At 64.2% G+C, this 11232-nt stretch carries 8 protein-coding genes and 1 tRNA gene; 5 read left to right on the forward strand and 4 right to left on the reverse strand.

Annotation, left to right across the window (positions count from 1 at the left end; genetic code table 11):
• Nucleotides 1–171: 171 nt before the first annotated feature.
• The gene (locus CAL29_RS05435; protein ID WP_094851920.1) at nt 172–2148 is read right to left on the reverse strand and encodes an LTA synthase family protein; all 1977 of its coding nucleotides are present in this window, start codon (nt 2146–2148) and stop codon (nt 172–174) included.
• A gap of 326 nt (nt 2149–2474) precedes the next feature.
• Here CAL29_RS05435 and CAL29_RS31960 point away from each other — a divergent pair, with 326 nt between their 5' ends.
• Nucleotides 2475–4724: an AsmA family protein gene (locus tag CAL29_RS31960; RefSeq protein WP_256977206.1), complete on the forward strand. Its 2250-nt coding sequence runs from the start codon at nt 2475–2477 to the stop codon at nt 4722–4724.
• A gap of 37 nt (nt 4725–4761) precedes the next feature.
• Here CAL29_RS31960 and CAL29_RS05445 read toward each other — a convergent pair whose 3' ends face one another.
• Nucleotides 4762–6360: a sensor domain-containing diguanylate cyclase gene (locus tag CAL29_RS05445; RefSeq protein WP_094851921.1), complete on the reverse strand. Its 1599-nt coding sequence runs from the start codon at nt 6358–6360 to the stop codon at nt 4762–4764.
• A gap of 582 nt (nt 6361–6942) precedes the next feature.
• Here CAL29_RS05445 and CAL29_RS05450 point away from each other — a divergent pair.
• Nucleotides 6943–7018 (forward strand) — tRNA-Lys (locus tag CAL29_RS05450).
• Between the two features lie 14 nt (nt 7019–7032).
• Here the strand turns inward: CAL29_RS05450 and CAL29_RS31235 are convergent.
• Nucleotides 7033–7215, reverse strand: a complete 183-nt coding sequence (locus tag CAL29_RS31235; RefSeq protein WP_143277615.1) for a hypothetical protein — start codon at nt 7213–7215, stop codon at nt 7033–7035.
• Between the two features lie 189 nt (nt 7216–7404).
• Here CAL29_RS31235 and CAL29_RS05460 point away from each other — a divergent pair, with 189 nt between their 5' ends.
• The gene (locus CAL29_RS05460) at nt 7405–7962 is read left to right on the forward strand and encodes a TetR/AcrR family transcriptional regulator (protein ID WP_218831806.1); all 558 of its coding nucleotides are present in this window, start codon (nt 7405–7407) and stop codon (nt 7960–7962) included.
• A 114-nt stretch (nt 7963–8076) separates the two neighbouring features.
• A complete protein-coding gene (locus CAL29_RS05465) occupies nt 8077–9249 on the forward strand; it encodes an MFS transporter (protein ID WP_094851924.1) in 1173 nt (390 codons plus the stop codon).
• Between the two features lie 133 nt (nt 9250–9382).
• Here CAL29_RS05465 and CAL29_RS05470 read toward each other — a convergent pair whose 3' ends face one another.
• Complete coding sequence (locus CAL29_RS05470; RefSeq protein WP_218831807.1) at nt 9383–10267, reverse strand: LysR substrate-binding domain-containing protein; 885 nt, start codon at nt 10265–10267, stop codon at nt 9383–9385.
• A gap of 65 nt (nt 10268–10332) precedes the next feature.
• On the opposite strand from CAL29_RS05470, the gene CAL29_RS05475 reads away from it, so the two are divergent.
• Nucleotides 10333–11229, forward strand: a complete 897-nt coding sequence (locus CAL29_RS05475; protein ID WP_094851926.1) for a DMT family transporter — start codon at nt 10333–10335, stop codon at nt 11227–11229.
• Nucleotides 11230–11232: the final 3 nt, after the last annotated feature.

Below are 11232 nucleotides of genomic sequence, written 5' to 3' on the forward strand. Positions count from 1 at the left end.
CTGTGTTTTTCGATGGGGCGGCGGCCTCTGGTCCTGGCAGATGCTGATACCGCTGATACCGCGTTGCAGCTTTGTAGTGTGACACGATTAATGAATCGCGCAGAGACGGCGACAAATCTCTGTTACAAAACAAATAAATAATTTCTGTCGGTGTAAAAAGCGACAAAAAATTTACGCCGGCTTTCCCCCTGTCGCACCGTCGGCGGCGGTGGCCGCCCCGGGCCGCGCGGCGGCCGCGCGCTGCGCCGCACCCTGGCGCGCCGGCAGGGCGTAGCGGCCTTCCCGGTACGCCCAACTGGGCCATAGCGCGTGGGCCAGCGCCTCGTGGGCCAGGGCTTCGTCGACGGCCACGGGCTCGTACGTTTCCGGCGCGGTGTAGCGGAACTGCGCGGGGGCCTTCTGCGGGCCCAGCACCAGCAACTGGTCGCCCTTCAGGTAGCCGTAGTTGTCGCCGTACTGCATGATGGCGCGGCCGTCGCCGGCGCCGGCTTGCGCGCGGGTCAGGTCGCGGCCGAGCATGGGATGCTGGGTTTGCACGCCCATCAGGGACAGCAGGGTCGGACCGAAATCGATCTGGCTGATCAGGCGGTCGTCGCGGCGCGGCGCGATGTCGGCGCCCAGCATCAGGGCCGGAATCTGGAAATGGCGCACCGGCACCAGGCTGGCGCCCGACACGCGCGAATCGTGGTCCGCGGCGATGAGGAAGACGGTGTTTTCCCAATAGGGCGACTGGCGCGCCTGGTCGAAGAACCGGCCCAGCGCCCAATCCGCATAGCGGACCGTGTTTTCCACGGTGGCCGGGTTGCCGTCCGGTTCGATGCGGCCGCTGGGATATTCCCAGGGCGTGTGGTTGGAGACCGTGAACGCCAGGGTGAAGGTCGGCTGTTCGCCGTCGGTGCTGAGCAGGCGGTGCAACTGGTTGAACATGTCCTCGTCCGAGGCGCCCCAGGTGCCGACGAACTGCGGATCGACGAATTCGCCGCGGTCGACGATGCGGTCGAAACCGTTGCCGAGGAAGAAGCCCTTCATATTGTCGAAGTGGGCCTCGCCGCCATAGATGAAGCGCGACTGGTAGCCATGGCGTCCCAGCAGGTCGGCCAGCGTGAAGAAGCCGCGCTGCGCATCGGGCAGCTTGACGACGGCCTGCGCCGGCGTCGGCATGAAGCCGGTGACGACGGCTTCCAGGCCGCGCACCGAGCGCGTGCCGGTCGCATAGGCGCGGGTGAAGTTCCAGCCCAGTTCCGCCAGCTTGTCGAGATTGGGCGTCAGCGGCGCGCCGCCCAGGTTGGCGACGTACTGCGCGCCCAGGCTTTCCTCCAGGATGATGACCAGGTTGAGCGGCCGCTGGCGCGGGCGCGCGGGCTCCTGGGCGTGCATGCTGGGAAAGTCGGGATCGGCGGGCGGGTAGGGCAGGCCGGCGCTGGCCAGGACCTGGGCGTGCATGTCCTGTTCGGGCATGTTGCCGTAGACGGCCGACGCGGATTTCTCGTTCTTCATGCTGTAGATGGCATACAGCACGCTGTAGAGCGAATTGAGCGGCAGCATATTGAGCATGCCGTCCGCGCAATAGGCCACCGTCGACGGGTTGATGGGACGATGCTGGAGCGTGCCGCGGATGGCCAGGATGCCGATGGCCAGCGCCAGCAGGCTGAGGATGGGAACCAGCCACCAGGGCAGCGGGGTGTCCGGCACGGCCTGGGCGAACAGCGCGTGGCCGACCCAGGCCGCCAGGATGACGATGACCGTGCCGCCCAGCACGGGCACCTTGAAGCCGCGCCACAGCATGCCGGTGACCTCGCGCGGATGCTTGAGGTATTCGACGAACAGCCGGTTGGGGCGCGAATCGTATTCCAGGATGAAGGGCGGCGTCGCCACTTCCATGAAGACCAGCAGCAGCCACGCGAACTGGAACCAGACCGACGCGATGGCCGTGGCCATGGGGTAGTGGCCCAGCCAGGGCGACAGCACGGCCGGCGCGACCGCCAGCACGGCCACTTCATGCGCGTCGATGCGCAGGCCGCCCAGCATGATGGGCCGCAGGCCGCCGGCATTGCGCACGCGTTGATGTTGCCAGGCGGCCAGCGCCAGCCGGCTGAGGCTGAGCATGACGAAGGCCGCGATGATGAAAACCAGAGTCAGGTGCCGCATGGGCTCTCCCGGACGGCCGGCGCGCTGCCGGAACGTCCCCTTGCTTGTCTATCTACAAATCGGCCTGACGCGGGGCGCCGGGCCGGCGATTCCATTCAGGCGCCTGCCCTTTGGGGCGGCGCGCGGGGGGTAAAGCTTACACGGTCGGACGTCGATTCCCCGTCGAACCCGCCGTCCGGCGGCCGAGGCGGCCCGGGGCAGGCACGAAAAATGCGTGGTACCGTCACCAAAACACGCGTCGCAGCGTCGCCGGTCCGGGGGCGCCGCATGCCCGGGGCCCCAGGCGCCTGGCGGCGCGACAGGGAACACGCACATGGGACCGACGCATGGCACGCAAGTACAAAATCCTGACCGGCATCGTCACGGTGTTCATTTTATTCCTGGTCGTCGTGGTTATCGTGATCGCCACCTTCGACTGGAATCGCCTCAAGCCTTATATCGATAGCAAGGCGTCCGACGCCCTGGGCCGGCCCTTCGCCATCAACGGCGACCTCAGCGTGGCCTGGCAGCGCGAGCCGGACGAAGGCGGCTGGCGGGCGTGGGTGCCCTGGCCGCACGTCACGGCCAACGACATCGTCATCGGCAATACGGACTGGGGCAAGGCGCCGCAATTCGCGGCGCTCAAGCAGGCGCAATTCAGTATCTCTCCCCTGGGGCTGCTGCGGCACGCCATCGTCATCCGGCGCATCCAGTTGACGCAGCCGTCGGCCGACCTCGAGCGTCTGGCCGACGGACGCGCCAACTGGGTGTTCACGCCGAAGAAACAGGACGAGGACCAGAGCGAGCCGTCTTCCCCCTGGGCGCTGGATATCAACCAGATCGGCTTCGACAAGGGCCGGGTCGGCTATCACGATGTCACGCTGCAGGCCGACGTCGAGGTGACCGTGGATCCCCTGGGCAAGCCGGTGCCCTTCGCCCAACTGGCCGGACCGGCGTTGGCCGGGGACCAGGCGGCCGCGCCGCGCGATTACGTATTCGGGTGGAGCGCGAAGGGACGCTTCAAGGGTCTGGACCTCACCGGGCAGGGCAAGGTCGGCGGGATGCTGGCCTTGCAGGACGCGGAGAATCCTTTCCCCTTGCAGGCCGACGTCGCCCTGGGCCATACCAAGGCGTCGGTGGTCGGCACGCTGACCAATCCCATGCACCTGGGCGCGCTGGACCTGCGGCTCAAGCTGGCGGGCGGCAGCATGTCCGATCTCTATCCCCTGACCGGCGTGACCTTGCCGGACACGCCGCCCTATAGCACCGATGGCCACCTGACGGCGCGGCTGAACGACGCGCAAGGGTCGGTGTTCGAATACAAGGGCTTCAACGGCAAGGTGGGCAATAGCGATATCCATGGCGACGTGACCTACGCCGCCACCAAGCCGCGGCCGAAGCTGACGGGCAAGTTCACTTCGCAGTTGCTGCGTTTCGCCGACCTCGGTCCCTTGGTCGGAGCGGACACGGGCAAGAAGGGCGCGACGGATGCCGCCAAGGTGGCGGCGGCCGAGCGGGCCAGCGCTGCGGCGGCGGCCGCGGCTGCCAAGGAAGCCGCTGCCAAGGGCGACGCCTCGCAGGCGCAGGCGAAGAAAGACGAGGCCGCGTCGCACGCGACGGCCGCCGCCCATGCGCAGGGTTCGAGCCCCGCGCAACAGCCGGCCGACAAGGCCTTGCCGGTGCAGGAATTCCGGACCGAGCGCTGGCGCGACATGGACGCGGACGTGACCCTGGAGGCCAGGCGCATCGTCCAGACCGCGGATCTTCCGATCTCGGATCTGCAGGCCCATGTGGTCCTCGACGATGGCAAGCTGACCTTGCAGCCGCTGCGCTTCGGCATGGCGGGCGGCTCGTTGAACGCGGACATCCAGTTGGATGGCAGCAAGCGGCCCATGCCCGGCAACGTCAAGATCGCGGCGCGCAAGCTGCAGCTCAAGCAGTTGTTCCCCGGGGTCAAGTCGATGGAGAAGAGCCTGGGCGAACTCAATGGCGACGCCGCCATCACCGGCACGGGCAATTCGGTGGCCGCCTTGCTGGGGACCGCCAACGGCGAGACCAAGCTCCTGATCAACGACGGCGTGATCAGCCGCAGCCTGATGGAGCTGGCCGGACTGAACGTCGGCAATTACGTGGTCAGCAAGCTGTTCGGCGACGACGAGGTCAAGATCAATTGCGGCGCGGCCGACGTCGGCTTGAAGAACGGCCTGGCCACCCCGCGCATCTTCGTGTTCGACACCGAGAATACGCTGGTGGAGATCGAGGGGAACGTGAACTTCAAGACCGAGGCGATCGACCTGGACATTACGCCGCACAGCAAGGGGCTGCGGATCATTTCCCTGCGCTCGCCGCTGTACGTGGCAGGGACGTTGAAGAATCCCAAGCCGGGGGTGAAGGCCCTGCCGCTGGCCGCGCGCGGGGCGGGCGCGGTGGCGTTGGGCGCCTTGCTGACGCCGGCCGCCGGCCTGCTGGCCTTGATCGTGCCCAGCGCGGGCAGCGATAAAGAGAACGAATGCAGCACGATGCTGCGGCAGATCCGCCAGCCGCCGAAGGCGCCGGCGCCCAAGGCCGCGCCGAAGTCGGCGAGCCAGGGGCGGTAAGGGTCGGCGGCCAGGCCGCGGCGGGTGGGCGTCAGCGTCAGGCCGCGTGGCGCCGGGTGACGGCCAGGTAGCCGTCCGGACCGTCCGGCTGGGCGATGCAAGTCAGGTTGCGGCCGGCATTCTTGGCGTGATAGAGCGCCTTGTCGGCTTCCTTGAGCGCGCCCTCCAGGTTCTTGCCATGCTCCGGGAAGCGGGCCACGCCGATGGAGATCGTCACGGGGCCGCGGGTGGCGTTGGGCGTCTTGTGCATGGCGCCACGCAGCCGCTCCGCCGCGCTGACCGCGTCTTCCAGCGAGGTGCCCGGCATCAGCACCGTGAATTCCTCGCCGCCCGGCCGCGCCAGGATGTCGTTGCTGCGCGAGCCATTGCGCATCAGCGTCGCCAGGCCGCGGATCACCTCGTCGCCGACGTCGTGGCCGAAGCGGTCGTTGACGGACTTGAAGTTGTCGATATCGATGGCGAGCACGGCCACCGGGACGCCGGTGGAGGCGAACTCGTCCACGGCCTTGACGAGGCCGCGCCGGTTCAGCAAGGCGGTCAAGGCGTCCGTATTCGACTCGCGGCGCAGATTGCGCATTTTGTGGTTGATGCTGCCCAGGCCGGTAAGCAGGGCGCGCTTGAGCTCGGTCGATTCGAAATACCAGGAGCGGACGCGGCGGATGCGGTCCGCGGCTTCGTTCTGGTCGATCTGCTTGGCGACGCTGGCCAATTCCCATAGCGGCCGGGCGATCAGCTTGGACAGCCAGCCGATGCAGAACAGGAGGATGAGCAGCAGGGGCAGGGAATTGCGGATGGTCATCCACAGCAATTCGTCCATGCGCCGCAGCGTGCCCTCCAGGGGGCGCTGGGCCACCAGGCCCCAGCCGGTGGACGCCACCACGGCGAAGCCCGCCAGCATGGGCACGCCGCGGGTGTTGACGACCTGTTCCTGTCCGCTCACGCCTTTCATGAGTTCGGCGACCACGTTGTTGCGGGTGGCCGATTCGCCGATGCGGGCGGCGTCCGGGTGGTAGATCAGCGTGCCGTTGCGGTCGACCACGTACAGGTAGGAGCCGTCCCGGTAGTAATGGTCGCCCAGCAGCCGGTGCAGCCCACTTGCGGCGTGCAGGTACAGCGTGCCGCCGATGAAGCCGAGGTAATTGCCGCTCTTGTCGAAGATCGGCTGGGAATAGATGATCACCCAGCGGCCGGTGGCCGCGACGAAGGGGTCGCTGACCATGGGCTTGCGCTGGGCCAGGGCGTCGCGCACGCCCTTGCTTTCCAGTTGCGTGCCGACCATGCTGGCAAGCGGCGGCGACATCGCGGCGACCTTGCCGTCGGCGCGCACGATCACCACGGAGTTGTAGTGGTCGCTCTGGCGTTGCAGGCGCTCGGTTTCCTGCTCCATCAGCGCCGGGTGCAGGGCCATGTCGGCGAGAATGCCCGCGCTGTAGGCCAGTTCGCGGTGGATTTCATTGACGTAGCCGTCGGCCGCGCCCGCCAGCTTGGCGGCGTAGGCGCGATTGCCTTCCAGGGTGTTGTTCAACAGGATTTCGCGCTGGACCCGGTAGCTGGCGTAAAAGCTGTTGCTCAGGGCCACCATGACGGAAAGCAGGCAGAACCAGAGAATGAGGCGGCGCAGATCTATGCGAAACATGGCTGCGGTGTGGGGGCCGGCGTCCGCCCGGGAGGGGGGGCCAGCAGGTTGTCATCTTCCAGCATCGTCATTCTGTTCAGGTCGTCGATCTGGCCGCGGCTCTCGCTTCGCCGGCCGTAACGCTCGCCAACAAATTTGGCGGTGCAACAATCCGACTCATCTGTCGGAAACATCCGTAACGCGTCGGCACGCGTTCGCGGTCGCTACGGCACGTGAGGCGATTCTAACCGGGGGGATCGGGGAATCGTTTGTCCTATGTCTACTTCCTTTGGGGACGGGGTGGGGGAAGTGGAGGGGGGATTACAAAGTGCGGTTTTTTGGCGGGGGCGTGTGTGGCAAAGTATTCCTTGATTTGAGGTGATGATACGGGGGAGTTGGGGCGAAGCCGGTTGGTGGGGCTTGCGCGGGGACTGCGCGAGGTGGGCTCGACGGGGGGCGCCGGGGAGGTAGGACAGTGTCCGTGATTGCCGTCCCCGTTTCGGTATGGAAAGGCAGGGAGTTGGACAAGCGCCAAAAACTATGTATAATCTTCTTCTCAGCAGTTGCAGCGCGGTACGAAGTGCCTAGCGATGTAGCGGTGCCGGGCTGTTAGCTCAGTTGGTAGAGCAGCGGACTCTTAATCCGTAGGTCGAGTGTTCGAGCCACTCACAGCCCACCAGGAATATCAAGCATTTAGGCCAGTCTTCGGACTGGCCTTTTTGCTTCTTCCCTCGCCGTGTCCGACTTGTGTCCGAAATTTCCGGCGCGAGAATCGAGACAAATTGAGACGCCGGCTGCATCCTTGTCGGCCAGCGCCGTCTGCCGCCCCAGTTCCACCTCGGCTTCGCGCTTGCCCATGCCGAGAAAGCGCGTCATCCACGCCTGGGCATGGCAAGGTCTTCTGGCCGGCATCGCGCAAAGGCCCCGGCGCATTGTGGTCGGCATGGTATGGGGGAAGTCCCGCGCGACATCGATTAACTCCATAATAGCTGTCGACATCCTTGCCCAATGACAGCTTGCCCCATCATGAATCGTCATAACCGCGGCCGACCGCGCGAGTTCGATATGGATGAAGTGCTGGACAAAGCCATAGGCGTATTCAGGACGCAGGGCTACCACGCCACGTCCATCAACGATCTGGCTGCTGCCACGGGATTGGCAGGCGGGAGCCTATATAAGGCATTCCGAGTCAAGGATGCCGTGTTCCGAGCGGCGTTCGAGCGTTACAACGACATCCGAAACGGCCAAATCAAACGACTCCTCGAAATGGACAAAACGGGGCGCGAGAAGATCCGCGAGCTGATCTCGCTGTATGTCGAGAGCTCTCATGGCGAAAAAGGCCGGCAAGGGTGTCTGGTCGTCGGCAGCGCCGTGGAGCTTTCCACGTTGGAGCGCAGCAGCGCGAAGTACGTCGAAGATGCCTTGGCTCGTCTGCAAAAGACCATCGAGACGCTGATAAGGATGGGACAGGCCGACGGATCGATTCCTCAATCAGTGGAGGTAACGGCCGCCTCCCGATTCATCTTGTGCCTGCTGCAAGGCCTGCGCGTCATCGGGAAAACCGCGCCCACGAAACGAGAAACGGCCGCAGCGGCTGATTTGGCGCTGAAAATTCTCAGCTAATTTTTTTGTCTATTTTTTTGTCTATTTAGGAGATGATCATATCCTAAATTGGAGGATGCGCCCGTGGAAACAAAATGCGCTGATGAACCGGCATCGAGGTCGCCCGAACAACCCATGCCTATGGGTCTAACGCTTCTGCTTGCAACGACTTGCGGGATGATGGCGGCCAGTATCTATTATGTGCAGCCGCTGATAGGCCCGATCAGTACCGCGCTTGGCCTCTCTCATCAGGCATCCGGTTTGATCGTCACCATGACGCAGGTGGGCTATGGCGCCAGCTTGTTGCTGATTGCGCCGCTTGCCGACGTTATCGAAAACCGCCGATTAATCGTCGGTGCCGTCTTGGCCAGTGCGCTTGCGTTGGGTAGCGCAGCGCTCACCGGGGGCACTATTTCATTCCTGGTGGCCATGCTCTTCGTCGGACTCAGTGCCGTCGCCTCGCAGATCGTGGTTCCTTTTGCTTCCCATCTCGTGGAGGAACGGATACGCGGGCGGGTCGTGGGAAACGTCGTGAGTGGAATCATGCTCGGCATCATGCTGTCCCGCCCGATTGCCAGTTTCCTGACGGACATATCGTCCTGGCGTACCGTGTTCGCGGTATCGGCCGCGGCGATGACCGTGCTTGCGATCGTCCTTTCCTTGTGCCTGCCACAACGCCGTCCGGCAAGCGCAATGGGCTACGCGGCCCTTCTCGCATCGATAGCACGCCTGTTCGCTGAAACGCCGTTGCTACGGCGCCGCGCCGCCTATCATGCCTTGCTCTTTGGCGCCTTCAGCTTGTTTTGGACTACCGTGCCGCTTTTTCTCGCGGGACCCGGCTTCCGTTTGACCCAGGCCGGCATTGCCTGGTTTGCATTGGTGGGGGTCGCAGGGGCCGTTGCCGCGCCGCTGGCGGGCCGATTGGCCGATAAGGGACGGACACGCCTTGCGACAGGGGGAGCCATGATGCTCGTCGCCGTGGCACTGCTGCTGACGCATATCGATCCGGGTCAATCTTCCATCCGTCTTACCATCCTCGCCCTGGCGGCGATTGTGCTGGACTTCGGCGTTTCGATGAACCTGGTTGTCGGTCAGCGTGCAATCTTCGCATTGGCGCCGGAACATCGCTCCCGCCTGAATGGCCTTTACATCGCGATTTTCTTCATGGGCGGCGCGCTCGGCTCGGCCGTCGGGGCATGGTCTTTTGATCGCGCTGGATGGAGTCTCGCGTCGTGGATCGGATTTGCGCTGCCGGTTCTGGCGCTGATCTTTTTCACGACGGAACGACAGGCCCGCAGTTCCGCGTAGCGCGCGTACAGCTTTGAAATACCGATCGCGGCATCGCGGGACTGGACCCAGCCACAAGACGACGTTACCGAACCGGAGCAAGCCCTTGCCGGCCGCGGCCAGTTCGAGGCGCTGCTGCGCAGCGGCAAGCGGCTCACGGTCTGAGCGCCGCGCGTAGGAAACCCTCCAAGCATTCCACGGCGCTCGTCCTTGAATTTGCATTTCGCAAGATGCCGATTTCAAGCGTTTCAAGCTCTGGCAGCCCCTCTTTCCGTCCGATCACTTGCAACGCGGGCGGAACGCTGCAAAGGGCCAGGCCGGCAATAGCCAGCCCAGCCTGCACTACCGCGATGAGACCGAGAAGGCTGGCACTCGAATAGGTGCAGCGATAAGGTCGCCTCTCGACGTCAAGCGCATTCAAGACCCGCATTCGCGCCGCGCACCCGGCCTCGAACAAAGCGACCGGAAGCGGATCGTCCTGCCATGCGACATGAGAGGGTGAAGCAACCCAGACAAAGGGTTCCCGCCGTACGACCTCGATAGCCTGATCGGGCAGGCGGGTGACGATCGCCAGATCGATCCGCCCCGCACCGATGGCCTCCACCAAGGCAGACGACGGCTCACAGACCAGCTCTACGGTTACCAAAGCATGCTCGGCTGCGAAGCGCGCCAATACGGGCGGCAACAGGTAGGCGGCATAATCGTCGGGAACGCCGAGACGCACGCATCCTATTTCCTCCGGCTGCGTGATGCTTGCCCAGGCCTCGTCGGACAATTTCAAGAGTCGGCGCGCATGAACCAGCAGTTCGGTTCCAGCCGCGTTCGGAACGACGGCTTTGACGCCACGGATCAGCAACGGCTTGCCGACCGTCTGTTCGAGCCGCTGCATTTGCATGCTCACGGCAGACTGGCTGCGGCCGATCTTTGGAGCCGCGTGGGAAAAACTTCCCGCCTCGACAACGGCGACAAAAGTTTTCAGAAGATCCCGATCAAGTGGTGTTGGCATTGCTCTATCAGTATATCGAATGGCTTCCTTCAAATTTATTCGTTTGATTGACGCCTGATCGATCGGCAAAATCCCTCATATTGACAGAGAGCGCTGCCATGAGCGAAGTGCCATCCATCCAATTTCCTGCTGCCCGCCTGGCTCTGGCCATGGCGGTCATTGGCACGGTGGGCGCTTTCGCCACGCAGGCCGGTCTCGATCCGATCACCACGGTCTTCTGGCGCTGCGTATTCGCTGCCATATTTCTCGGCATCTGGTGTCTGGCGCGAGGACTTCTGCCGGACCGCGGCCTGTCGGCCAAATCGATAGGGTTCGCCGCGCTTGGCGGCGTCTGTATGGTGTTGAGCTGGGCGGGCTTTTTCGCCGGCTTCGCCATGACTTCGATCGCCACCACTACCATCGTCTATCACATCCAGCCCTTCTTCGTGGTGCTGATCGGCATAACGGTGTTCAAGGAGCGCATCACGCTCGACCAGCTTGTGTGGATGGTCGGCGCCTTCATCGGGGTCGTGCTTGCGAGCGGCCTAGTCATGTCATCCAGACCCATCTCCGCGGCCTGGATGCTCGGGATCGCGGTGACACTGGGAGCCGCGCTCCTCTATGCCATTGCCACAATTCTCGCTAAAGGGCTTGGCCGACAGCGGCCGGAGATCACCATCCTTTGCCAGACGGTCGTCGGGATCGTTCTGCTTGCACCCTTTGCCGATCTTGGCCGCTCCGTGCCGCTGGCGTCTTGGGGCTGGCTCGTCGGCATCGGCATGCTGCATACAGGCGTCGCCTACGTGCTGATGTATTCGGCCTATCCGCGCCTGACGACACCGGTCATTGGCGTATTGACCTTCATCTATCCCATCGTCGCTATTGTCATTGACTGGGCTTTCTACGACCATCCGCTAGGGTTCATGCAGGCAGTCGGCATGCTACTCATTGCGCTAGGAACGCTGGGAGTGCGGCTCGGCTGGCGCGTGTTACCTCGCGGAGCTTCCGCGGCTTAGCGT

Source organism: Bordetella genomosp. 10 (assembly GCF_002261225.1).
Classification (GTDB): Bacteria; Pseudomonadota; Gammaproteobacteria; order Burkholderiales; family Burkholderiaceae_B; genus Bordetella_C.

Coding starts and splice junctions, on each gene's coding strand:
- CAL29_RS05435 (WP_094851920.1), bottom strand. CDS start 2,148: ATGCGGCACCTGACTCTGGTTTTCATCATCGCGGCCTTCGTCATGCTC.
- CAL29_RS31960 (WP_256977206.1), top strand. CDS start 2,475: ATGGCACGCAAGTACAAAATCCTGACCGGCATCGTCACGGTGTTCATT.
- CAL29_RS05445 (WP_094851921.1), bottom strand. CDS start 6,360: ATGTTTCGCATAGATCTGCGCCGCCTCATTCTCTGGTTCTGCCTGCTT.
- CAL29_RS31235 (WP_143277615.1), bottom strand. CDS start 7,215: ATGACGCGCTTTCTCGGCATGGGCAAGCGCGAAGCCGAGGTGGAACTG.
- CAL29_RS05460 (WP_218831806.1), top strand. CDS start 7,405: ATGGATGAAGTGCTGGACAAAGCCATAGGCGTATTCAGGACGCAGGGC.
- CAL29_RS05465 (WP_094851924.1), top strand. CDS start 8,077: ATGCCTATGGGTCTAACGCTTCTGCTTGCAACGACTTGCGGGATGATG.
- CAL29_RS05475 (WP_094851926.1), top strand. CDS start 10,333: ATGAGCGAAGTGCCATCCATCCAATTTCCTGCTGCCCGCCTGGCTCTG.